The following is a 23,436-nucleotide window of genomic DNA, read 5'->3' on the forward strand; positions in this document are numbered from 1 at the left end:
GTTGCCGTCCTTGCCCACTAGGTGGGGCGTTGAGTGACAGGGGCATCCACTGTAGAGAGGAGCGGCGCGGTGCGGGGTGCGATGCACGAGGAAGTCTCGATTCGTGCGAACAAATGCAGCATTCGGCACTTGCGGGCCGGTGAGTCGAAGCGCCGGTGTTCCGAGGCGCACCCGGCAAGGCCCGGGGACTCCGACATTTCTTCAGTAGGACCCCGGCGGCGGCGTGTGCTTGAAGCGCTGCGACGAGGTCATGCTTCTGAACTTGGCGCGCGCGGCACCCAACCGGGCACGCCCCGCGCCAACCAGGCCACCCACGGCCGACTTGACCGCATCGGCGGTGCGCGACTCCCTCGGGTACCTGGGTGAGAGGCCACACTTTCGCATCACCCGGTTCACCTGATGGATGCGGGCCACCTCGCGCGTGGCGGCGGTGTAGAAGGTCACGCCGATCGAGATCGACAGGCGGCTCTCCGGCGTGGCGGCCGCGTCGACCCTGGATCTCGTCATGTGCGGCGAGGTGCTCGGGAAGTAGATGGCATCTCCCGGCTGCGCGTTGAACTCCAGCCCGCGCGACAGGAACGCTTCGTCGAAGCGCACCTTCTTGAGCGACTGCGTGACGATGAAATCTTCCACGGCATCGGCCGACACGATGCTGCGGTCGCGGTGGTCCCAGACGTTGAGCGTCTTGCGCCCGTGCAGCTGCAGCCAGAAGTTGTTCTCGCGATCGATGTGGAAGGGCGTGACGGAAGGCGGGGCCGAGAAGAAGACGAATCCGTTCACCAAAAAAATGTCGGGCTGCTCGCGTTCGACCAGGGAGCGCATCGAGTCGACCACCGACATCAGCAAGGCCCCGTAGCGCGGGATGACTTCGATGTTGTAGAAGGCGACCGAGGAACCCGGCTCCTCCATGCGCTCGAAGAACTCCTCGATGCTGCCCCCGCCGGGAGGCCGTCCGTCGTGCGCAAGCGAAGACGAGATCGTCCTCTTCGGGTCCATGAACCTGCACTGGTCGAGCTTGGAAAGCTCCAGCCCGAGCTTCACGAGTTCGGGCACCTGGAACAGCGGATGCTCGTGGAAGTTGTGGTGCATCGGCGTGATCCGGAGGGTCGAGAAGCCGCCGGGATCGTCAGTCCAAACCCGATACGTCGTTTTCGAAGATCCGACGGAACTCAAGCTGGTTGCTCGCATGGCACCCTCCAGATCGCTTTCGGACTGGCACCGGCGCGAGGTCGGGGCCAAGCCCACGAACAGAAGTAATACTTAGAGAGTAAATTTAGGCCGGAGTTCTGAACCGAACCTGACCGTGGAAGGCCTGCGCGATGGCACTTCACCAGCCGTGGAAACGGCTCCAGGTCTTCAGCTCGCCCTCTTCCGACAACGCCTGGTATTCGGGAAACTGCGCGCCCGTCGCACAGGCGTGGTTCGGCAGGATGCGCAGCCGCGTCCCGATGGGAAAGCGCGCCACGATGCCCGCATCAGGCTCGCCTTCGCGCGAGAGGATGCCGTGCTCCTGGTTCGCACCGCCGAGCACGTAGCCGCCGAGTACCCGGCCGTCGAGATCGCAGACCTGCCCGTAGCCGAAGTCGCGCTTCTGCTTCTGCGTGCCGCGGTCGCGGCTCATCGCCATCCAGCCCGCATCGACGATGGCCCAGCCCTTTTCCGCCTGGTGGCCGATCACCGTGGTGAGGACGCTCAGGGCGATGTCGTCCTCCGTGCACACGCCGATGTTGCGCATCACGAGGTCGAAGAACACGTACACGCCGGCGCGCACTTCGGTGACGCCCTCCAGCGCCCCGGCCATCAGCGCCGTGGGCGTGGAGCCCACGCTGACCACGGGGCACGGCAGGCCAGCCTCGCGCAGCCGCTGCGCGGCGTGCACGCAGCCCGAGCGCTCCTGCTCGGCCATGGCGCGCAGGGCTTCGGGGGTGTCGAGCTCGTAGCTGGAGCCGGCATGCGTCATCACGCCGCCCAGGCGCATGCCGCCTTCGTGCAGCACGCGGGCCACTTCGAGCAGGCTGTCTTCCTCGGGCCGGATGCCGCTGCGGTGGCCGTCGGTGTCGACCTCGATCAGCACGTCGAACGCTTCTCCGTTCGCGCGGCCGAACGCGGCAATCGCGCGCGCCGATTCGACGCTGTCGGTGAGGATGCCCAGCTCGCAGCCACGCCGGCGCAGCTCCAATGCGTGCGGCAGCCGGTGCGGCGCCATGCCGACGGCGTAGAGGATGTCGGTGAAACCTTCGGCGAAGAACTGCTCGGCTTCCCTCAGCGTGGAGACGGTGATGCCCTGGGCGCCCGCCTCGCGCTGCGCCTTCGCGACTTCGATGCACTTGCTGGTCTTCACGTGCGGGCGAAAGCGCACGCCGAGCTCGTTCATGTGCCGCTGCATGCGCTCGATGTTGCGCTGCATGCGCGTGCGTTCGATCAGGGCCGCGGGCGTGTCGATGGTGTCAAGGGTGTGGGTCATGAGCGGGCTTTCATTTGGAGAAGGATTGCAGCCATGGCAGCGCGGGCTCGAGCGTCGCCGCCTGCAGCTCGGGCAACGGCGCGCCCTGCGGCAGCCCGAGGCCGACGCGGTTGTGCCAGAACGTGCGCAGCCCGACCGCCGAGGTGCCGAACATGTCGTAGCCCGAGCCGGCGACGAAGGCCGCGTCTTCCGCCTTCACGCCCAGCCGGTCGAGCGCCATGCGGTAGGGGCGCGGGTCGGGCTTGTAGAAGCCGGCCTCCTCCGAGGTGACGACCACGTCCCAGTCGATGCCCAGCCTCGCCGCCGCGCGATGGCCGAGGCGGCTGGAGCAGTTGGTGACCACGGCCAGCCCGCAGTGCGGCTTCAGCGCGAGCAGCAGTTCGCGGGCGCCGCTCCACACGGGCAGCGTGTCCCACTGCGCCTCGAGCGAATCTGGGGCGGAGTCGTCCATGCCGGTGTTGCGCGCGGCGTCTTTCACCAGCTGTTCGTAGGGCTCGTAGGCGCCGCAGCCGTAGGTGAGGCGCAGGTACTCGGCGCGCCAGGCGCGGCCTTTCTGCTCGGAGCCGGCGGCGGAATTCCAGACGGTCCAGGAGTCGAGCAGCGCCGTGAGCAGATCGAACAGCACGGCGCGCGGATAGGAGGCGTTCGGGGATTGCATGGACAGCGACTGTACGTTCCGAAGCCATGCTTGTGCTTCAATGCGGCGTCATCAATCGTTAAGCACAAGTTAATGACGACGATCCAGATCGAAGACATGCAGTTCGCGGCCGCCCTGCTGCGCGAGCCCTCGCTGAGCGCGGCGGCGCGGGCGCTCGACGTGACGCCGCCCGCGCTTTCCATGCGGCTGCGCAAGCTCGAAGCCGCGCTGGGCCTGTCGCTCGCCACCCGCACCGCGCGCAAGCTGAGCCTCACGCCCGAGGGCGAGCGCTTCGCGCGCGAGGCGGCCGCGCTGCTGAGCCAGATCGAGGGGTTGCGCGAATCGATGCAGCGCGACGACCGGCGCCTCACCGGCACGCTACGCATCGCCGCGCCCTTCGGCTTCGGCCGGCAGTACATCGCGCCGATGCTGGCGCGCTTCGCCCGGCTGCATCCGGGGCTGGGCGTGCAGCTCGACCTGCGCGAGACCCCGTGGCCCGACCGGCACGACGCCGACGCGGTGATCCACATCGGCACGGTGCGCGACTCCTCCTGGGTGGCGCGCACGCTGAGCGCCAACGAGCGCTGGCTGTGCGCCAGCCCGGACTACCTGCGCCAGCGCGGCGCCCCCCGCGTGCCGCGCGACGTGATGCAGCACGACTGCATCTGCATCCGCGAGAACGACGAGGACGTGACGCTGTGGCACCTGCGCCCGGCCGGCCGCGCGGCTACCGCCAAGGCCAGGCGGGAGACCCTGCGCATCTCTCCCGCCTACGTCACCAACGACGGCGGCGTGGCCCGCCAGTGGGCCGAACAGGGCCTGGGCCTCGTGCTGCGCTCCGAATGGGACGCTGCCGACGCGGTGGCGCGCGGCACGCTGGTGCGCGTGCTGGCCGACTGGCAGTTCGACAGCGCCCCGGTCACGCTGCTGGTGCCCAGCCGCAAGGGCCGCACGGCGCGGGTGCAGGCCGTCGTGGAGTTCCTCGTCGAGAGCTTCGGCCCCAAGGTAGCCAAGGGCGCAACGGGAGCAAAAGGAGCAAGGGGAAAGTAGCTGCGCGCATATCCATAGCCGCATTCATTCGTTGGCCGCGCGCGCGTCGCGAGCCAACACTCGCAGCTTCCAAATTTCCGGTGGAGAAGCCTGCGATGACCGTTCCCCTCGATCTCTTACCGCCCTCGCGCCGCAGCGTGCTGCAGGCCGGAGCGGCAGCCGCCCTGGTCGGCTCCGCGGGCCTGCTGGGGGCCTCGGCGTGGTCCCAGCCACGCAAGCTGACCTTCGCGTGGAGCCAGGCGGGCTTCTGCCTCGCGCCGGTGCCGGTGGCGCTGGAGCGCGGCTTCTTCGAGAAGAACGGGCTCGACGTCGAACTGCTCAACTGGGCCGGCTCGTCCGACCAGATGCTGGAGGCGCTGGCCACCGGCAAGGCCGACCTGGGCGTGGGCCTGATCCACCGCTGGGTGAAGCCGCTCGAAGCTGGCTTCGACGTCAAGGTGGTGGGCAGCGTGCACGGCGGCTGCCTGCGGCTGGTGGGCGCCAAGGCCGCGGGCGTGACGACCGACCTGGCCAGCCTCAAGGGCAAGACCATCGGCGTTTCGGACCAGAACAGCCCGGCCCGGCAGTTCTACGCCATCCACCTCGCCAAGAAGGGCATCGACATCGAGAAGGACGTCGACTGGCGCGTCTACCCAGCCGACCTGCTCGACGTGGCGGTGAAGAAGGGCGAGATCCAGGTGATCGCCGACGGCGATCCGAACGTGTTCCTCATCGAGAAGCGCAACCCCGGCGTCTTCACCGAGATCGCCAACAGCGCCAAGGGCGAGTACGCCGAGCGCCTGTGCTGCATCGTCGGCGCGCGCGGCGAGCTGGCGCGCAACGACAAGCCGCGCGCCGCCGCCGTGGTGCGCGCGCTGGCGCAGGCCTCCGACTACGTGGCCGAGAACCCCAACGAGGCCGGCAAGATCTATTCGAAGTACGCGCCCAAGGTGCCGCTCGAAGACCTGCAGAGGCTGCTGGCCGAGCTCACCTACAAGCACCACCCGGCCGGCAAGGCGCTGCGCAACGAGGTCGAGGCCTTCGCCACCGACTTCCGCAACGCGGGCATCCTGAAGAAGAGCACCGACGTGGTCCGCTTCGCCAACCACGTGTCGCTGGACGTCCTGGCATGAGCACGGCTGAACAGATCCTCGACGCGCCGCTCGGATTGCAGGGCAGCGCGCACGCGCCGGCCTCCGCCGCGCCCCGGGCACCCAAGGCGCCGCCCGCACCGCAGGCGACGACGCTGCGGCCCGCCTCTCCCACGGGCATCTGGCCCACGGGCCTGCTTGCCTCGGCCGCATGGCTCGCGCTGGGCCTGCTCACGTTGCTGTGGCCGAACAAGGAAGTCGGCTTCAGCGACTGGGCCTTCACCCGCGAGTTCGGCATTGCCACGCTGGTGGTCGCCGCCCTGCTCTTCGCCGTCGCGCTGCTGGGCAGCCGTGCCGGCAGGCTGGCACGTACCCTGCGCCCGGCCGGGCAATGGCTGGTGGCGCTGGCCGTGGGCCTTGCGCTGTGGGAGATCGCCACCGCCAAGCTCGGCGTGCTGCCCTCGCCCTTCTTCGCGCCGCCGCAGAGCCTGATCGACGTGGTGCACGAAGACTGGCAGCGCCTGGGCCTCTCGACCGCGCATTCGTTGCGCCTGCTGGCCAACGGCTTCGTGCTGGGCGCGCTGGTCGGCTTCCTAACAGGCGTTGCCATCGGCTGGTCGCGCATCGCGGGGTACTGGGTGCATCCGCTGCTGCGCTTCCTGGGGCCGGTGCCCGCGTCGGCGCTGCTGCCGCTGGCCTTCTTCTTCGCGCCTTCGAGCTATTCGGCCGCCGTGTTCCTCGTGGGCCTGGCCACCTTCTTCCCGGTGGCGGTGCTCACCTGGTCGGGCGTGGCTTCGGTGCACAAGAGCTACTACGACGTGGCGCGCACGCTGGGTGCGTCGGAGCGCTTCCTGGTGCTGCGGGTGGCGATTCCGGCGGCGCTGCCGCAGGTCTTCGTCGGCCTGTTCATGGGCCTGGGCGCCTCGTTCTCGGTGCTCATCACCGCCGAGATGATGGGCGTGAAGGCCGGGCTGGGCTGGTATCTGCAATGGGCCCAGGGCTGGGCTGCCTACGCCAACATGTACGCGGCGCTGCTCGTGATGGCGGCGCTGTGCTCGGGCCTCATCACACTGCTTTTCAAGGTGCGCGACCGCGTGCTGTCGTGGCAGAAAGGAACCGTGAAATGGTGACGAATACCGAGCTTCCTCCCGCGCCCCCACCCACTGCCAAAGCCGGCGGCGCCCACATCGACATCCGCGGCGTCAGCCACTGGTTCGAGGTGTCCGGCGGCGTGCTGCAGGTGCTCGACGGCGTCGACCTGCAGGTGCGCCCCGGCGAATTCGTCGCGCTGCTGGGGCCCAGCGGCTGCGGCAAGTCGACCCTGCTGCGGCTGGTGGCCGGCCTCGAGCCCGCGACCACCGGCGCCATCACGCAGAACGGCGAAGCCATCACCCGCCCCGACCCGTCGCGCATCGTCGTGTTCCAGGACCCGACGCTCTACCCGTGGCGCAGCGTGTGGGACAACGTGGCGCTGGGCCTGCAGGCGCGCGGCGTGCTGAAGGAACAGCGCGCGCGCGTGGACGAGGCGCTCAGGCTCGTTGGCCTCACCGAGTTCGCGAAGGCCTTTCCGCATCATCTTTCCGGCGGCATGGCGCAGCGCGTGGCACTGGCGCGCGCGCTGGTCAACGACCCGCAGCTGCTGGTGCTCGACGAGCCGCTGGGCAAACTCGATTCGCTCACGCGCATCGCGATGCAGAGCGAGCTGGTCAACCTGTGGCAGCGCGCCGGCTTCTCGGCGCTGCTGGTGACGCACGACGTGGAAGAGGCGCTCTTCCTGGCCAACCGCGTGATCGTGCTGAGCGATCGCCCGGCGCGCATCGCGGCGGAGCTGGTGGTCGACCTGCCCTATCCGCGTCATCGCGGCGATCCGAAGCTGGCCGAGCTGCGGCACGAGGCGCTCAAGCACCTGGGCCTCGACGCCACGTGGTGAGGAGGTAGATGAGCGATCTGCCCGAGGCCGGTTGGCTCAACCTGCTGATCGGCCTGCTGCAAGGCGCTCAACTGCAGCTGCTGCGCCTGCTCGACGCGCTGGGGCTGGCCGGGCACGCGCACGGCCAGCCGGCGTGGCCCTGGCCGCTGCGGCTGTCTGGAGAGAACCTGCTGATCGATCTCGGGCAGGCGCGAAGGCTCGGGCTCACGGTGGTCCTGCTGGCGGCGGTGCTGCTGGTGCTGCTGCTCGCCCTGCTCTGGCGCCGCCGTCGCGCGTGGCTGGTGGTGCTGGCCGCGCTGCTCGTGGTGGCGACGCCCTGGCCCGAAGCCAACGTGGTGCTGGTGCCGGCGTATCCGACGAGCTTCCAGGCATCGCGCACGGGCTTCACGGCCGACAGCATCGAGCGCGGGCGCGTGCTCTTCGCGACGCAGTGCGTGGCCTGCCACGGCACCGACGGGCGCGGCCAAGGACCGCTGGCTTCGTCGCAGCCGGTGTGGCCGCCCAACCTCTCCGGCCCGCTGCTGTGGCGCCGCGCCGATGGCGACCTGCTCTGGCATGTGCTGGACGGCATGCGCGACCAGCGCGGCAACACGACGATGCCCGGCTTCGGCACCAAGCTGAGCGACGCGGACGCCTGGGCGCTGATCGATTTCATGAAGGCCCAGGGCGCGGGCGAGAGCCTGCGCGCGGCCGGACTGTGGGCACAGCCGATCGCGCCACCCGACGTGACCGTGCAATGCGGCAACAAGCCGCCGCGCAGGCTGGCCAGCTGGCGCGGGCAGCGCGTGCGGGTCGTGGCGGCGGGTGACGGTGCGTCGCCGCTCGACGATCCGCGCCTCGTCACCGTATTCCTCGCACCCGACGCCGGAGCAGCCGCGCGGCACGCCGGCGACTGCGTCTCGACCTCGCCCGCCGCATGGGCCGCCTTCTCGCTCGTCGCCGCGACCACGCAGCTCGCGGGCACCCAGTTCATCGTGGACCGCGACGGCTGGCTGCGCGCACGCGGAGAGCCCGGCAAGGGCGCGTGGAGCGACGACGACCTGCTGTGCCGCACCGAACAGCCCCCATCGTCCGGCGTCCGTCCGCTGGCGGCGGACGGCCTCGGCGCCCTCATCGCCCGCATGGACGCCGAGCCGGTGCGCTTCGTCAAGGGCGGGTACGTCCACTGACATCGCAGGCCGTAACGGGACTACGATGTTTTTCCGGGACTCCTGCCATCCATCGACTCAGTTCATCAACCCTGAAGGAGACAGACACCATGTCCAGCCACGTCTACAAGACACTAGAACTCACGGGCTCTTCGCCGACCGGCATCGAGGACGCGGTGCAGACCGCCATCGCCAAGGCGCACGAGACGGTGCGCAACATCCAGTGGTTCAACATCACCGAGACGCGCGGACACGTGGTCGACGGCAAGGTGGCGCACTGGCAGGTGACGTTGAAGATCGGGTTCACGCTGGAGTAGGCACGCTTGCAGCCGGCGCCTCAGCAATTGATGCTGTGGCGTGCCCAGTAGGCGACGTGCGTGCCTTCGGTGGTCATGTAGTCCACGCACATGTCGACGAACCGGTCGGCACCGTGGTTCTTGTCCGACCACAGGCGCTTGGCTTCCAGGTCATGGTTCAGCGCTGCCAACGCATGCGCGTAGCACAGGGACGTCCAGACAATCAGCTGTACCTGGGCCCTGCTCAGGCCCAGCACGTTGCCGGCGCGGGTGCGCAGCTTGACGATCAGCGCCACGGCGACGTTGGCCGCGAACTGCGGCAAGTCGGTAACGCTGGCGAGAAATGCCGCGAGCTGGGTCCGGTTGCTGGTGTTGAAGTTGATGGTCCATACGAACGCGAGGTCATGAAAAGCCAGGCCCTGCCCGTGCGGCCTTCTGTAGACGGCGATAGCGCCTCCAGTGGATCGCACGGGCATGAAGTCGTTCAAGGCTTCGATGCCGGCCATGATCATGCCGATGCCTTCGGGCGGCCGTGCGGCCGGCGGCAGCGTATTGCTGATGTCCGTGTAGCGGGCCAGCGTGGCGAGCGTCCTTTCGGGATCGCCCTGGAGCTTCATGTCGGTGCCGAAACCGGCCGTGCTGCACATGGCCGAACCAACGATCATCAATGAACCATCGCCGGTGCCCACAGCCAGCAATGAAGGCCGGGAGCTGATGGCGAGGTTGCGGTCGTAGTAGGCCACCAGCTGCGCCTGCGTATCGCGGTCCAGCATTGCACGAATGCCGGTGTCCCTGGTGTGTGCGGCCCCGAGCGCGTAGACCAGCAGATCCACCGGGAGCCTGATGACCTGCTCCATCTGATCGACGAACTCGAGCCCCAGGAACGGCGAGCCGACATGCGGCCGAATGATCTTGATGTTCGTCAGCTTCAGTACCGCGCGCTGGTCGCGGGTGCTCTCCCTGACCTCGGTGTTCCTCGAACCCGCCGGGAAAGCCGCCTCGAAGCGGACGTCGACGTTCCAGGCGTCCCCGCCGTTGCCGGGGCGAGTGAACCAGCGCACCACATTCATCCCGCGCATCTTCGCCAGCTCGACGACCCATGCCGCGGTAGCGGAGCCGCCATACACGGCGATTGTCTTGCCGCGCGTGTCCTCGTCCCGCGGCATCTTCCAGTGGGGCGACATGAATTCCGTGCCGCCGACCACATACCCGTCGAGATTCCGCACGTCCACGCCGATGTCACCGTTTTCACCGACCATCAGCGGACGCGCGGGGCCGGGTCCGACAGCAATGATCACGTTGTCGCAGAAAATGGGCAGCTTCGCGCTCCACACCCTCCCGCAAACCTCATACTGCCCGTTCGGCAGGCGCCTGATGCTGTCCACCAGCGAGCCCGGAAACTGGAAGTGGGTGTTGCTTCTGAAGTGATATTCCACCAAGTCTGCAAAATTGCCCGCCAGCATGAAGGGCGTCGCGCCCGGCTGCGGTGGCGCATTGAAGCCCCGCGGCCCGCTCAGCAGGTTGCCCGTCAGCAGCGGAGCAGGCTGCCCCATCTTGTGCGTAGGGGCGATCTGTTTCCATAGATCCGGCCCGCCGACACCGATCACGGTGCCCAGAGTGCGGCTGGCCGACATCAGGTACGCGGCAGCGGAAATTCCACAACCGATGACGACAGTACGAGGCATGTGTTTCCAGTTCGAGGAAGTGAGAAATCTCCAGCCTTCACCTGGGTTGCTGCTTCATTCCCCTCTTTGGAGCGCCCACCGATGTCGTCGGGTATCGATGCGACTTGTGGGTATCAAAGACCGAAGAAGTCCCGAGTCCGATTCTTCTGACGCCCCGATTCGCGGCGCGCATCGAATTCTTCGATTGGCTGAGAGTTCGTAGTTTTCTGCGACTCGTCCGAACTGCACATCCCCGGAACGGGTGAACTCAAAAGTTCCTGTGCTGCTGCGCGCAGTGGTTCAGATGATGTTCGGCCTGGCTTGATGCCGCGAACGCGCGCGTGTCAGCCCTTGCGGGAAATCCGCGATATGCCGTCGTTCGAAAGAATCCCGAGCGGACGCTCGAAGCGCGCATCGGCGATACCAAAAGGCAGCGAATGGACGAGACGCTCGGCGCCTGTCGATCCCGCCGCGCTCTCTTGGGAAAAGCCGTCGCCAGTCGCTAGCGCAGATACCCCAGGTCGCGCACATCGGACCGCACGGCCGACCGGTCCGCGCCCTGCATCGGCAGGCTCACCAGCAACTCGAGCCTGCGGCGCAGCGAGAACAGCGTCTGAACCGCGTCGTGCGCGACCTTGTCGGGATCGGCGCCGCCGGCCACGTCGGGGTATTCCCACAGCGCCGCATCAGGCTGGCCGGGCCAGCGCGGCTGGCGCAGTTCGGTGGCGGCATCCAACGTGATGACGAAATCGGCTACCGGGGCATTCGACCGCGCCAGCTCGTCCCAGTTGCGCGGCAAGCGGTTGGGAACGGGAATGCTCGCGCTCTTCAGCGCGGCGACGGCGGCGGGATGGAATTCGCGGGCGACCTGTCCGGGCTGGCCGCAGGAAGACGCCGAGAACCGCTTCGGGTCCAGGTGCGCGAGGCACGCTTCGGCCAGGATGCTGCGCAATGAATTTCGTCGCGAGACGAATATCACGCCGATACGTTTTTGCATGGAAGCTTGAATATAGCCATGCGCGCTGACCACGTCATGACTTAGGTCAACACTCCCTCGACACTGCGTCTTGCCGTCGCCGAAAGGCGCGGAACGGTGCAGACTCGGGGGTCATGGACAAGCATTTCCTGACCCCGCTCTTCGCGCCCGCCTCCATCGTGGCATTCGTCGGCAATGCCGACGACCCGGGCGGCCAGACGCCGGCCGGCCGCACGCTGCGCGAGGCCTTCCGCGCCGACCGCTTCGACGGCACCCTGCGCTTCCTGGACGTGCGCACCAAGGGCACGCTCGAGGAGCTTGCGCAGACCCATGCCGACCTCGCCCTGATCGCGCTGGCGCCGCGCGACGTTGCGGCCGCACTTGAAATCGCCGGACGCATCGGTTGCAAGGCGGCGGTGGTTCTTTCAAGTGGTATCGGGGCCGACGAGGCGGCGCAGTGGCGCAAGATCGCGCGCCGCGAGGGCGTTCACCTGCTGGGGCCGAATTCGCTGGGCTTCCAGCGCCCGCTGCTGCATCTGAACGCCAGCGTGGCCGGCCCGCTGGCCCGGAGCGGGCCGCTCGCGCTGGTGGCGCAGTCCGGCGCGCTCACGGCCTCGATGCTCGACTGGGCGCGTCAGAACGGCGTGGGCTTTTCCAGCGTGGTGTCGCTGGGCCCGCACACCTCGGTCGACATTCCGCAGGTGCTCGACTTCCTGGCCAACGACCAGGCCACGCACAGCATCATCGTGTACCTCGAGGGCATCGCCGACGCGCGCCGCTTCATGAGCGCGCTGCGCTCGGCCTCGCATGCCAAGCCGGTGGTGGTGCTCAAGGCCGGGCGCAAGCCGGCGGGCAACGAGGCGGCTCAGACGCACAGCGCGGCCATCGTGGGCAGCGACGACGTGTTCGACGCCGCGCTGCGCCGCGCGGGCGCGGTTCGCGTGCGTTCCTTCGTCGAGCTGTTCTCCGCCGCCAAGTGCCTTGCCTCGCGCTACCGCCCCGTGGGCAAGCGACTTGCCGTGGTCACCAACGGCGGCGGGCCCGGCGTGCTGGCGGCGGACTGGATCAACGAGATCGGGCTGCACCTGGGCAAGCTCTCGGCGCCCGCGCAGAAGGTGCTGCAGCCCGCCCTGCCCCCGCTCGCTTCGCTGGCCGACCTGGTCGACCTGTCGGAAGAGGCGCAGCCGGCGCACTACCGCGCCGCCATCGACGCCGCCTCGGCCGACAGCCAGGTCGACGGCGTGCTCGCCATCTTCTCGCCCAAGGCGGGCGCCGATGCCGCAGCCACGGCCAAGGCGCTTGCGGACATTCCGAGGCCGATGAACAAGCCGCTGCTGGCCTGCTGGATGGGCGATTCGTCGGTAGGCAAGGCGCGCACGGTGTTGGCCGACGCGACCATTCCGAGCTTTCGCACGCCCGAGGCCGCGGTGGGCGCCTTCGGCAACATCGCGGCCTTCTACCAGAACCAGCAACTGCTGCAGCAGACGCCGCCGCCGCTGTCGGCGCTGGCCAAGCCCGACATCGAGGGCGCGCGGCTGCTCATCGAGAGCGTGCTGGCCGAGCGGCGCCATGTGCTGACGGAGATGGAATCGAAGTCGCTGCTGTCGTCCTTCCACATACCGATCACGCGCACGCTGCTCGCTCGCAGCGCCAGCGAGGCGATGATGATCGCGACGCAACTGGGCTTTCCGGTGGCGCTGAAGATCGACTCGCCCGACATCCCGCACAAGTCGGACGTGGAAGGCGTGGCGCTCAACGTGCTCAACGGCACCGCCGCGCGCGACACCTACGTCGAGATGATGGAGCGCGTCGCCCGCCTGGCGCCCGAGGCGCGCATCAACGGCGTGACGGTGCAGAAGATGGTGCGCGCGCGGCGCGGCCGCGAGATCTACGTGGGCATGGTCACCGACGAGCCCTTCGGGCCCGTCATCGTGTTCGGCGCGGGCGGCACCATGATCGAGCTGATGAACGACCGCGCCATGGAGCTGCCGCCGCTCAACCAGTTCCTGGCGCACCGGCTCATCGAGCGTTCGCGCGTGGCCGAGACGCTGGGCGAATGGCGCGGCGCGAACGCCGTGGACATGGAGGCGCTGGAAGACCTGCTGCTGCGCGTGTCGGAAATGGTGTGCGAGCTGCCCGAGCTGCGCGAGATGGACATCAACCCCATCATCGTGGACGAGAACGGCGCCATCTCGGTCGATGCGCGCATCGTGGTGGGCAGCAGCACGCAGGCGGTGGCGGCCCACGTGGGCAACGCGGTCAACGGCTACCAGCACCTGGCCATCATGCCGTACCCCGCGCGCTACCGGCGCGAATGGCCGCTGCCCGGTGGCGGCACCTACATCGTGCGGCCGGTGCATCCCAACGACGCGCAGATGCTGCAGGCACTGGTGCAGGGCCTGTCGCCCGAGAGCCGCTGGTTCCGCTTCGTCTCGCGCTTCCACGAACTACCGCCGTCGATGCTCTCGCGCTTCACGCTGATCGACTACGACCGCGAGATGGCGCTGGTGGCGGTGGTGATGGAGCGCAGCGTGTCGCCCGAAGGCACCGTGCTCGAGAGCGAGCGCATCGTGGGCGTGTCGCGCTACGTCACCAACCCCGACCAGACCAGCTGCGAGTTCTCGCTGGTGGTGGCCGACGAGTTCAGCGGCAAGGGCATCGGCTCGCGGCTGATGGAAAGCATCATCGACGTGGCGCGGGACAAGGGCCTTGCCGAGATCGATGGCCTCGTGCTGGCCAACAACCCCGACATGCTGAAGCTGGTGCGCCGGCTCGGGTTCACGGTGAAGTCCTTCCCGGAGGATCCGGACTTCAAGCTCGTGACCTACATGCTCTGAAAAGAAGCCTGATCGGGCTTTTCAGGCCTTCGGCATCCCGTCGCTGCCGCTGCCGCACAGCACCACGGCGATCTTCTCGTCGTCGCGCCGCTCGAAGCAACGGTGACTCACGGCCGCCAGCGCGGTGGCCGCGCCGAGCTCGATGGCCAGGCCGGCATGCTGCCAGGCCGAGCGCGCCGAGTCCTCGATGACCTCCTCGTCGACCAGCACGATCTCGTCGACGTACTTCTCGATCAGCTCGAAGTTCAAGGGTTCGGTCGACCGCGCGGCCAGGATAGGCACGCGCGTCTTCACGTTCTCCAGCTTCACGATGCGGCCTTCCTTGCGGCAGGTGTACAGCGTGGGGCAACCCGTGGCCTCGACGCCGATCACGCGGATCGACGGCTTGAGCAGCTTGGCCGCCTGCGCGATGCCCGCGAGCAGTCCGCCGCCGCCGATGGAAACCACCAGCGTCTCGACCTCGGGCCACTCGTCGATGATCTCCAGCGCTGTCGTGCCCTGCCCGATCACCACGTCGCGGTCGGCATAGGGATGCAGCAGCGCGCCGCCGTGCTCGGCCACGTTGGCGCCGGCTGCGTCCCAGCTCTGGTCCCAGAAGTCGCCGTGCACCGTGAGCTTCGCGCCATGGCTTTCGATGCGGGCGCGGGTGATCGGCGTGCTGGTGTTCATCACGAACACGTTGGCCGGCAGGCCCAGCGTCTTGCCTACGTAGGCCACCGCCGCGCCGAAATTGCCGCCCGAGGCGGTGGCCAGCCCCTGGCGTCGCACTTCCTCTGGCAGGTTCAGCACGCGATTGAAGGCGCCTCGCGCCTTGAAGGAGCCTGTGACCTGCTGGCACTCGGCCTTGAAGCGCACCTGCGCCGCGCCGCCGGGCACCCACGGGTGGGCCTCCACCAGCGGCGTACGACGGATGTAGGGCTTCACGCGCTCATGCGCCGCGCGGTAGTCGTCGAGGCCGATGGGTTGCATCGCGTCTTGTCCGCTCATGCCTCGTCCTCGACCAGCACGCAGAGGTTGTTGCCCTGCTTCACTACGCCGAAGGTGCGCTGCGAATACACCGTTCCGCCCTTGGCGAAGCGCACCTCGCGCGGCACCTGTGCCGGTTCGTGCAGAAGATGCAGGTAGCCGGCCAGTTCGCCGGCCTTCACCGTATCGCCCAGCTCGTGCAGCGGCTCGAAGTAGCCGTCGCCCGACGACAGCAGGTTGCCGCCGTTCGGCACGATGCGCACGCGACGGCTGGCCGGCGGCGCATCGGGCAGCGTGCCCGGCACCACGCCCAGCCGCGCCAGCACGCGCGACAGGCATTCACGCGTGCGCCTCACGCCCTTGGGCGAAACGCTGCCGTTCTCGCCCATCTCGGCCGCAATCGCCGCCAGCCCGAGATGTGCCGCCGCGCCGCAGCTGGTGCGCGGGTCGCCCATGTTGTCGGTAATGACGGTGAACTTCGCGCCGAACCAGCGCGCCATGTCTTCCGCGCGCTCGCGCACTTGGGGCGCCAGCGTCGGCGTGACGACGACCTGCGCGCTCTCCTCGATGAAGAGCGAGCTGCCGCCCGCGTGAAGGTCGACGTAGGCATCGCACTTCGGAAACAGCACGTCGTGGATGAAAGCCGCGATCTGCTCCGTCGGCGTGCCGAAGGGGTTGCCCGGGAACACGCGCGCCAGGTTCTTGCCGTCGAGCGGGCTCACGCGCGAGGCCGCGCGCATCGCCGGAGCGTTGGCCGCGGGCATCAGGATCAGGCAGCCCTTCACCTGCGAGGCGTCGAGCGTGCGGATCAGCTCGTTGATGACGATCGGGCCTTCGTACTCGTCGCCGTGGATAGCCCCGGTGACCAGCACCGTCGGGCCGTCGCCGTTGCCGATGACCGCCAGGGGCAGCGCCACCGCGCCCCAGGCGTCGTCATGCCCCGAATACGGCAGCCATGCATGGCCGACCTGCTTGCCGGGTTTCGCCCAGTCGATGTCCATGAAAACGGTGGAGGGACGCGGTTCGCTCACTTCACTTCTTTCTGCTCGTCCTTGAACCACTTCAGGCGCAGCGCCGCGAGGCTGCCGTCGGCGGACTTGGCGTCGATGATCTTGTTCATCTCGGCCAGCAGCGCGGTCTCGCCGGGCTGCACGGCCATGTAGGCGGGGCTGATGCGGATCAGCGACTTCATCTCGATGCCCTTGACCGGGTTCTCGTCGGCCACCTTCTGCGCGATGAAGTTGTTCTCGGCGAACAGCGGCGCCTGGCCCGACAGGAAGGCCGAGATGGTGGAGGCCGTGTCTTCCAGGCGAATCAGCTTGGCGCCGGGAGCGAGCTCGCTCAGCGACAGGTCGGGCGTGGAGCCCTTGGGCACCGCCACGGTCTGGCCCGCGAGGTCGGCCACCTTGGCGAACTTCGGGGTGCCCTTGCCACCGTACACGCCGAGGTACACGGCCGCATACGGCTTCGAGAAGGCGACCTGCTTGGCGCGCGCGGGCGAGCTGCCCAGCGCGGCGATCACCACGTCGACCTTGTTCGACAGCAGGTACGGAATGCGGTTGGCGCCGGTCACCTGCTGCAGCTCGAGCTTCACGCCCATGGCCTTGGCCACGTTCTCGGCCAGCTCCACGTCGAGGCCGGTGGGCTTGCCTGCCGAGTCGGTGAAGCCCCAGGGCGCGGCGTCGATGGTGGTGGCGATGCGGATCGCGCCCTTGGCCTTGATGTCGGCGAGCTTGTCGGCGTGCGCGAGCAGAGGTGCTGCGCAGACCAGCGCGGCGGCGAACAGGGTTTTCAGTTTGAACATGGAAGCTCCTTGGAAGACAAGAACGACAAAAACGAAGGCGTGAGGATCAGACGACGGACTGGACGAACTGCTGGAACTCGGGGGTCTGGGGGCTGCCGAACATGCGCTCGGGCGTGCCGCGCTCCCAGATGCGCCCCTGGTTCATGAAGAGCACCTCGGAGGCCACGCGGCGCGCGAAGGCCATCTCGTGCGTGACGACCATCATGGTCATGCCGTCGCGGGCGAGGTCTTCCATCACGCGCAGCACTTCGCCGACCAGTTCGGGGTCGAGCGCGGAGGTGGCCTCGTCGAACAGCATGAGCTGCGGCGACATCGCCAGCGCCCGCGCGATGGCCACGCGCTGCTGCTGGCCGCCCGAGAGCTGCGAGGGCATGGCGTCGAGCTTGTGGCCGAGGCCCACGCGCTCCAGCATGCGGCTGGCGAGCTCGCGGGCTTCGTCCTTGGCGATCTTCTTCGTGAGCACGGGCGCCAGCGTCACGTTGGCCGCGGCCGACAGGTGCGGGAACAGGTTGAAGCTCTGGAACACCATGCCCACGCGGCGGCGCAGCAGGGCCAGATCGGTGTCGGGCGATTGCACGTCGACGCCGTCGACCACGATGCGGCCGGCGCTGATGGTCTCCAGCCCGTTCACGCAGCGCAGCAGCGTGCTCTTGCCCGAGCCGCTGCGCCCGACGAGCGCCACGATGTCGCCCTTGGCGACCTCGGTGGACACGCCACGCAGCACATGGTTGTCGCCGAAGTGCTTTTCGACCGAATCAATGAGCACGAGCGGCATTCATGCGTCCTTCCAGATTGAGTGCCAGGCGAGCCAGCGGATAGCAGATGGCGAAGTAGCACAGGGCCACGCCGCAGAAGACAGGCAGGTGCGCCAGCGTCGATCCCGCCACGATCTGGCCCGAACGCGTGAGTTCGACCAGCCCGACAAGCGCCGCGAGCGAGGTGTTCTTGATGAGCTGCACCAGGTAGCTCACCGTGGGGCCAAGTGCCACGCGAAATGCCTGCGGCCACACCACGTGCCGCATGACGTGCCAGCGGCGCAGGCCCACGCAGGAGGCGGCCTCCCACTGGCCCTTGGGCACCGACTCGATGGCCCCGCGCCAGATGTCGCCGAGGAAGGCACCCGCCGACAGCGAGAACGCGGCGGCCGCGGCCGTGAAGGCGTTGATCTCGATGCCTAGCAGCATCGGCACGCCGAAATACAGCAGGAACAGTACGCCCAGCAGCGGCGTGCCCTGCACCAGCTCGACATAGATGCGAGCCAGAACGCGCAGCCACGTCAGCCGCGAGGTGCGCGCCACCGCCACGCCGAGGCCGATGACGGCACCGATGACAAAGGCCGTGACGGCGAGCGCGGCCGTCCAGCGGATGGCGCCGAGGATGAGCCAGAGGTCTGCAATGGAAAGTCCGCGCATCTCAGCGGCCCTCCTTGCCGAACAGCCTGCGCTGCACGAAGCCCAGCAGCACGCGCAGCGCCTGCACCGTGACGAAGTACATCGCGCAGATCACCACGTACACCTCGAAGCTGCGGAAGGTGCGCGAGTCGATGAAGCTGCCGGCATGGAAGATGTCTTCCACGCCGATCTGCGAGATGAGGCTGGTGCCGATGAGCGTGAGCACCATCTGGCTGGCCAGCGACGGAAACACGTTGCGCAGCGCGGGCACGAACAGCACGTGCACCAGCACCTGGCGCGGGCGCAGCCCGAGCGCGGCGCCGGCTTCCGAAAGACCGCGCGGCACCGACATCAGCCCCGAGCGGAACACCTCGACCATGTACGCGCCGCAGTACAGCGCGAGCGAGACCACGCCGGCCACGGGCGCCTCCAGCCGGATGCCCAGGTTGGGCAGGCCGAAATAGATGAGGAAGAGCTGCACCAATGCCGGCGTGTTGCGGAAGAACTCCACGTACACCCGCGTCGCGCCGCGCAAGGGCTTGTTGCCGTAGACCAGCGCCAGCGAGCCCGCCACGCCGATCGCCATGCCCAGCACGATGCTCGATGCGGCATAGCCCAGCGTGTGCAGCAGGCCTTCGGCCAGTTGCCCGGCATAGGGCGCGAGCGCCTCGAACTGGAACTGGTAGGCCATCGCTCAGTCCACTTCCAGGATGGCCTCGACCTCGACGGTCTGGTGCCCCGGCAGCGAACCCGCGCCGATGGCCGAGCGCGCGCCGCGCCCCACTTCGTCGCCGAACACCTCGACGAACAGGTCGGAGCAGCCGTTGATGACCTTCGGGTGCTGCGCGAAACCGGGCGCGCCGTTCACGAAGGCCAGCAGCTTCACCACGCTGCGCACGCGCCGCAGGTCGCCCAGCGCCGACTTGGCCACGGCCAGCAGGTTCAGGCCGGTCAGGCGGGCGTGCTCGTAGGCCGCCTCGACACTCACTTCCTCTCCGACGCGACCCACGTGCAGGCGGCCATCGGCTTCGAGAGGACCCTGCCCCGAGAGGTACAGCAAGGGGCCGCTGCGGCGCCAGGGCACGAAGTTGGCGACGGGCGCCGGCGGCGGCGGGAGCTTCAGGCCGAGCGCGGCAAGCCGTTCTTCGGGGCCGGGGCCCGTGGCGGCCGCTGCCGTGTTGGAATCCAGGGTCATTGAGAACACATCACCGTTGCGCAGCGAGGGGCGGCGCCCGGTCAACCTTTCGACGAAAATCAACGGATTCGGAAGGATTGGTCAACCAATCCACGACCACGCAGAACAGGCTTATGTGACTGCGTAATGAATTCATTCTAAGAATGTTAATTGAGATTGGTCAACCATTTTGGCGAGCTATCCAACCATGAATGCAAAGCCCGTGCCGCAGCCGCTCCAGCCGCTGATCGAGGTCACGGATCTTTCGGGCCGCATCGCCGCGCAGGACAAGGCGACCGCCTCCAAGGTCTACCGGGCCATCCTCCAGTCGATACGCGACGGCGTGCTCAAGCCCGGCGACAAGCTGCCCAACGAGCGTGACCTGTCGGAGCAGTTCAAGACATCGCGCAGCACCGTGCGCCATGCGCTGGCCATGATGAGCGCGCAGGGCCTGCTGGAGCGCAAGGTCGGCAGCGGCACCTTCCTCGCCGAAGGGCTGATGCAGCTGCTGAGCGAGTCCGACCTGCCCGTGGCCGCGCACCACCGCGACGTGCCGACCTACACCGAGATCCTCGAAGGCCGGCTGCTGTTCGAGCCGGCCATGATGGCGCTGTCGGCCCAGCGCGCCGACGCCGAAGACTTCGCCCTCATGCGCCACCACCTCGCCGTGGTGCGCGACGCCGACCAGTGGCTGCAGTTCAAGGAAGGCATCTACGGCGTGCACCAGGCGATCTTCCGCGCCACGCGCAACCGCTTCCTGATGCAGGTGTTCGATGCCGTGGTGGCAGACCGCCGCGCCGTGCAGTACGACGGCCGCTCCAACCTCAACGGCCCCGTCGGCGCCGTGGTGCGCGAGCAGACGCTGCGCGAGCTCACCGCCATCGTCGATGCGCTGGAGGCGCGCGACGCCAAGGCCGCCACCAGCCTGGCCGATGCGTACTTCACGCGCATCCTGGCCTCGCTGAGCGTGTACGGCTAGAAGAGAAGATCTGGAAGCGCCGCACCGATGATCCGGGCCATTTTTCGTTTCCTGGGCCGCTTCGCGCTGACGCTGGCGGTACTGCTGAGCTCCCTGTGGGCCTGCCTCGCGCTCTGGTACCAGTTCCCCGGGCCGGCGGCCGTGAAGGTCGGCGCGGGCGTGCTGTGGGCCGCCTTCGGCCTTGCGGCCCTCGCGCTGCTGTGGCGCGGGAGGCTCGCGCGCGCCCTGCTCTCTTATGTGATCGGCTTCGCGCTGCTGCTCGGCTGGTGGAGCACCGTCCTGCCGTCGCAGAACCGCGTGTGGGCCGACGACGTGTCGCGCCAGCTGCACGCCCATATCGACGGCAGCATCGTCACGCTGGACAACGTGCGCAACTTCGAATGGCGCAGCGACACCGACTACACCCAGCGCTGGGAAACGCGGCAGTACGACCTCGACCGCCTGCGCTGGGTCGACGTGTCGCTCTCGTACTGGACCGGCCCCGCCATCGCGCACACGCTGGTGTCCTTCGGCTTCGACGACGGCCAGTTCGTCACCTTCTCCATCGAGATCCGCAAGGAGCGCGGCGAGAGCTTCTCGTCGGTGGGCGGCTTCTTCAAGCAGTTCGAGACCAGCCTGATCGCGGCCGACGAGCACGACATCCTGCGCGTGCGCACCAACGTGCGCGGGGAAGACGTCTACATGTACCGCGTGCGCCTGCCGCAGCCCGAGATGCGCTCGCTGTTCCTCGCCTACCTCGGCGAAGGCGCGGCGCTGGTGCGCGAGCCGAGCTTCTACAACACGCTCACCGCCAACTGCACCACCATCGTGTACGCGCTGGCCAAGCGCATCGTGCCCGGCCTGCCGATGGACTGGCGGCTGCTCGCCTCGGGCTACCTGCCCGACTATCTGTTCGACGTGGGCGGCCTCACGCCCGGCTACAGCATGGAAGCGCTGCGCGCCGCGGGCCGCATCACCGACCGCGCCATCGCCACCGACAAGGCGGCACCCGGCACGAACTTCCCGAAGGCGATCCGGCAGGGCCTGCCGGGCGTCGAGGCAACAACCCAGGCACCCACGGCGGCAAAGTGATGCGCGCGCGTCTTCTCGTTTCCCTCTCCTCGCTGCTGTGCGCAGCGGCGCTGCTGGCCGGCTGCGCGGGTGTGAAGGTCGGCTCGATCTCGCCGGCCGAATACCTCGCGCAGCGCCGCGGCGACGTGCTCACCACCGGCCGGCTCAGCACCTCGGCCGAAGAAGTGCTGCGCGTGATCGGCTCCGACGCCGACCTGTGCCGCAAGGACGGCCAGGCCTGCCGCAACGCGCTGGCCGACTCCTCGGGCCTGAGCGACGAGCAGCGGCTCTCCGCGCTGTCGGAAGTCTGGCTGCAGGTGGCGCTGGCGGCGGAGAAAGGCGGCACCGCCACGGATGCCACCGCCATCGAAGCCTGGTTCGAGACGGCGCGCCATGCCTACGCCTACCTGTTCTTCACCGCCCGCAAGCCGCGCGACCGCGCCTTCGAAGACCGGCAGACGCAGGTGCGCGACTACTACAACTACGCGGTGCAGCAGGCCATCACCGGCCTGTACCACGGCATCCGGCGCAACGGCTCGCGCAGCGCCGCGCAGCCCGAAGTGCCGAAGATCGGCGATTGGCGCATCGAGACCGACGTCTCGGGCCTGCGCCTGCCGGCCGACACGCCCCTGCCCGACGAGCTGATCCCCGCCGCCTCGCTGACCTTCTCGGGCCTGCGCAACACCTACCGGCGGGACGGCTTCGGCGCCGAGCTGGTGGCGGCCGACAACAAGCGCACGGACGACGAGGCGCCGCGGATCGATACGGCCAATCCGACCGGCAGGAACCCGCCCCGGCCGCCCTATCGCGAGATGCCCTTTCCCGCAGTCACCGCCCTGCTGCTGTTCGACGGCACCAGCCTCGCCGAGGTGCTGGGCACGCGCACGCTGCGCATCGCGGCCTACGACCCGTACCGCACGGCCAACGTGCGGCTCGCCGGCCAGGAAGTGCCGCTGGCCGCCAACTTCACCTCCGGCTACGGCCTGTGGCTCGCGCGCTCCGACTTCGCGCTGCAGGCCTTGCGCAGCCTCTTCGGCGGGCGCGACGGGCTCACCGAGCCGCGCATCTACCTGATGCAGCCCTACGACCCGAACCGCCGCACGGTCATCATGCTGCACGGCCTTGCGAGCAGCCCCGAGGCGTGGATCAACGTGGCCAACGAGGTGCTGGGCGACGAGACGCTGCGCCGCCGCTACCAGATCTGGCAGGTCTACTACCCGACCAACGCGCCGCTGCCGATCAACAACTTCGCCATCCGCGAAGCCGTCACGCAGACGCTGACGCACTTCGATCCCACGGGCAAGGCCCCCGCCTCGAACAACATCACGCTGATCGGCCACAGCATGGGCGGCGTGCTGTCGCGGCTGATGGTTTCGTCGTCGGAAGACAAGCTCTGGGACGCATTGCTCGCCAGCTACCCGATGCAGGGCGCGCAGCAGCGGCGCATGGAGGAAAAGCTCGCGCCCTACCTGCGCTTCGAGCCGCTGCCGCAGGTGAGCGACGCGATCTTCATCGCCTCGCCGCACCGCGGCACCGACTTCGCCAACAACCGCATCTCGCGCTGGGTGGCCAACCTCATCACGCTGCCGGTGGCGATGCTCGGGCAGCTGAGCGACATCTCGCGCGAGCTGGTCCGCATCGCGCCCACGCGCCAGGACCAGGGCACGCTGCGCATTCCGAACAGCATCGACAACCTGAGCGACCGCGACCCGTTCGTGCGGCTGTCGTCGGGCCTGCCGATGAATCCGCGCGTGCGCTTCCACTCGATCATCGGCAACGACACGCCCGGCGTGGCGCAGGCGCTGTCGAGCGACGGCATCGTGCCCTATGCCAGCGCGCACCTGGACGGCGCGGCGTCGGAGCTGGTGATTCCGTCCGCGCACAGCGTGCAGGAGAACCCGCTGGCCATCCTGGAGATACGGCGCATCCTCAGGGAACAGCTGCGCGCCGAGCCTGGGCCCGCGCGCTGACAGCAAGCTGATTGCGCGCGGATGTGAAGC

The 23,436-nt window shown here is 68.4% G+C and carries 22 protein-coding genes; 10 read left to right on the plus strand and 12 right to left on the minus strand.

All coding sequences use genetic code 11. From position 1 onward, the window contains the following. Nucleotides 1-201 precede the first annotated feature (201 nt). The 3 genes from BMY35_RS01425 to BMY35_RS01435 form a co-directional block, all read right to left on the minus strand. Entirely contained in the window at nt 202-1,089 is an 888-nt protein-coding gene (locus BMY35_RS01425; protein WP_256227971.1) for a JmjC domain-containing protein, read from the minus strand. A 238-nt stretch (nt 1,090-1,327) separates the two neighbouring features. After that, a complete protein-coding gene (locus BMY35_RS01430; RefSeq protein ID WP_093195209.1) occupies nt 1,328-2,464 on the minus strand; it encodes a DSD1 family PLP-dependent enzyme in 1,137 nt (378 codons plus the stop codon). A gap of 10 nt (nt 2,465-2,474) precedes the next feature. Next, the gene (locus BMY35_RS01435; RefSeq protein ID WP_093195210.1) at nt 2,475-3,122 is read right to left on the minus strand and encodes an HAD family hydrolase; all 648 of its coding nucleotides are present in this window, start codon (nt 3,120-3,122) and stop codon (nt 2,475-2,477) included. A gap of 72 nt (nt 3,123-3,194) precedes the next feature. Between BMY35_RS01435 and BMY35_RS01440 the strand changes: the two genes are divergently transcribed. From BMY35_RS01440 to BMY35_RS01465, 6 genes are all read left to right on the plus strand, one after another. Then, nucleotides 3,195-4,151 (plus strand): LysR family transcriptional regulator, encoded by a 957-nt coding sequence (locus BMY35_RS01440; protein WP_093195211.1) that lies wholly within the window; start codon nt 3,195-3,197, stop codon nt 4,149-4,151. 95 nt (nt 4,152-4,246) lie between these two features. Continuing rightward, nucleotides 4,247-5,263 carry an ABC transporter substrate-binding protein gene (locus BMY35_RS01445; RefSeq protein ID WP_093195212.1) on the plus strand — a complete coding sequence of 339 codons (1,017 nt, stop codon included), beginning with the start codon at nt 4,247-4,249 and terminating at the stop codon, nt 5,261-5,263. Next, nucleotides 5,260-6,351, plus strand: a complete 1,092-nt coding sequence (locus BMY35_RS01450) for an ABC transporter permease (protein ID WP_093195213.1) — start codon at nt 5,260-5,262, stop codon at nt 6,349-6,351. The genes BMY35_RS01445 and BMY35_RS01450 overlap by 4 nt, the downstream gene beginning before the upstream one ends. Beyond that, a complete protein-coding gene (locus BMY35_RS01455; RefSeq protein WP_093195214.1) occupies nt 6,345-7,151 on the plus strand; it encodes an ABC transporter ATP-binding protein in 807 nt (268 codons plus the stop codon). The genes BMY35_RS01450 and BMY35_RS01455 overlap by 7 nt, the downstream gene beginning before the upstream one ends. Nucleotides 7,152-7,159: 8 nt before the next feature. Next, nucleotides 7,160-8,320 carry a c-type cytochrome gene (locus tag BMY35_RS01460; RefSeq protein ID WP_093195215.1) on the plus strand — a complete coding sequence of 387 codons (1,161 nt, stop codon included), beginning with the start codon at nt 7,160-7,162 and terminating at the stop codon, nt 8,318-8,320. Nucleotides 8,321-8,409: 89 nt separating this feature from the next. Further along, nucleotides 8,410-8,616, plus strand: a complete 207-nt coding sequence (locus BMY35_RS01465; protein WP_093195216.1) for a dodecin — start codon at nt 8,410-8,412, stop codon at nt 8,614-8,616. Nucleotides 8,617-8,636: 20 nt separating this feature from the next. Here BMY35_RS01465 and BMY35_RS01470 read toward each other — a convergent pair whose 3' ends face one another. Both BMY35_RS01470 and BMY35_RS01475 read right to left on the minus strand, forming a co-directional pair. Then, nucleotides 8,637-10,280, minus strand: coding sequence for a hypothetical protein (locus BMY35_RS01470; RefSeq protein ID WP_093195217.1), 1,644 nt, complete (start codon nt 10,278-10,280; stop codon nt 8,637-8,639). Nucleotides 10,281-10,761: 481 nt separating this feature from the next. Further along, a complete protein-coding gene (locus BMY35_RS01475) occupies nt 10,762-11,256 on the minus strand; it encodes an arsenate-mycothiol transferase ArsC (protein WP_093195218.1) in 495 nt (164 codons plus the stop codon). 113 nt (nt 11,257-11,369) lie between these two features. On the opposite strand from BMY35_RS01475, the gene BMY35_RS01480 reads away from it, so the two are divergent. Further along, on the plus strand, nt 11,370-14,072 hold the full coding sequence (locus BMY35_RS01480) for a bifunctional acetate--CoA ligase family protein/GNAT family N-acetyltransferase (RefSeq protein WP_093195219.1): 2,703 nt from the start codon (nt 11,370-11,372) through the stop codon (nt 14,070-14,072). A gap of 21 nt (nt 14,073-14,093) precedes the next feature. Here BMY35_RS01480 and BMY35_RS01485 read toward each other — a convergent pair whose 3' ends face one another. The 7 genes from BMY35_RS01485 to BMY35_RS01515 are packed head-to-tail and all read right to left on the minus strand — an operon-like array spanning nt 14,094 to nt 19,428. Further along, the gene (locus BMY35_RS01485; protein WP_093195220.1) at nt 14,094-15,059 is read right to left on the minus strand and encodes a threonine ammonia-lyase; all 966 of its coding nucleotides are present in this window, start codon (nt 15,057-15,059) and stop codon (nt 14,094-14,096) included. Continuing rightward, nucleotides 15,056-16,069, minus strand: a complete 1,014-nt coding sequence (locus tag BMY35_RS01490) for a succinylglutamate desuccinylase/aspartoacylase family protein (protein ID WP_093195221.1) — start codon at nt 16,067-16,069, stop codon at nt 15,056-15,058. Before BMY35_RS01490 ends, BMY35_RS01485 begins: the two co-directional genes overlap by 4 nt. After that, complete coding sequence (locus BMY35_RS01495; protein WP_093195222.1) at nt 16,066-16,842, minus strand: transporter substrate-binding domain-containing protein; 777 nt, start codon at nt 16,840-16,842, stop codon at nt 16,066-16,068. Before BMY35_RS01495 ends, BMY35_RS01490 begins: the two co-directional genes overlap by 4 nt. A 46-nt stretch (nt 16,843-16,888) precedes the next feature. Then, nucleotides 16,889-17,617 carry an amino acid ABC transporter ATP-binding protein gene (locus BMY35_RS01500; RefSeq protein WP_093195223.1) on the minus strand — a complete coding sequence of 243 codons (729 nt, stop codon included), beginning with the start codon at nt 17,615-17,617 and terminating at the stop codon, nt 16,889-16,891. Further along, nucleotides 17,598-18,254: an amino acid ABC transporter permease gene (locus tag BMY35_RS01505; protein WP_093195224.1), complete on the minus strand. Its 657-nt coding sequence runs from the start codon at nt 18,252-18,254 to the stop codon at nt 17,598-17,600. The genes BMY35_RS01500 and BMY35_RS01505 overlap by 20 nt, the downstream gene beginning before the upstream one ends. A gap of 1 nt (nt 18,255) precedes the next feature. Further along, on the minus strand, nt 18,256-18,924 hold the full coding sequence (locus BMY35_RS01510; RefSeq protein WP_093195225.1) for an amino acid ABC transporter permease: 669 nt from the start codon (nt 18,922-18,924) through the stop codon (nt 18,256-18,258). Between the two features lie 3 nt (nt 18,925-18,927). Continuing rightward, entirely contained in the window at nt 18,928-19,428 is a 501-nt protein-coding gene (locus BMY35_RS01515; RefSeq protein WP_093195226.1) for a RidA family protein, read from the minus strand. Between the two features lie 187 nt (nt 19,429-19,615). Here BMY35_RS01515 and BMY35_RS01520 point away from each other — a divergent pair, with 187 nt between their 5' ends. The 3 genes from BMY35_RS01520 to BMY35_RS01530 are packed head-to-tail and all read left to right on the plus strand — an operon-like array spanning nt 19,616 to nt 23,406. Next, nucleotides 19,616-20,386 (plus strand): FadR/GntR family transcriptional regulator, encoded by a 771-nt coding sequence (locus BMY35_RS01520; protein WP_240652014.1) that lies wholly within the window; start codon nt 19,616-19,618, stop codon nt 20,384-20,386. Between the two features lie 27 nt (nt 20,387-20,413). After that, nucleotides 20,414-21,457 (plus strand): Lnb N-terminal periplasmic domain-containing protein, encoded by a 1,044-nt coding sequence (locus BMY35_RS01525; RefSeq protein ID WP_093195227.1) that lies wholly within the window; start codon nt 20,414-20,416, stop codon nt 21,455-21,457. Further along, complete coding sequence (locus BMY35_RS01530) at nt 21,457-23,406, plus strand: esterase/lipase family protein (RefSeq protein WP_093195228.1); 1,950 nt, start codon at nt 21,457-21,459, stop codon at nt 23,404-23,406. The genes BMY35_RS01525 and BMY35_RS01530 overlap by 1 nt, the downstream gene beginning before the upstream one ends. Nucleotides 23,407-23,436: the final 30 nt, after the last annotated feature.

Source organism: Variovorax sp. YR750 (genome assembly GCF_900109805.1).
In the GTDB taxonomy this organism is placed as follows: domain Bacteria; phylum Pseudomonadota; class Gammaproteobacteria; order Burkholderiales; family Burkholderiaceae_C; genus Variovorax; species Variovorax gossypii.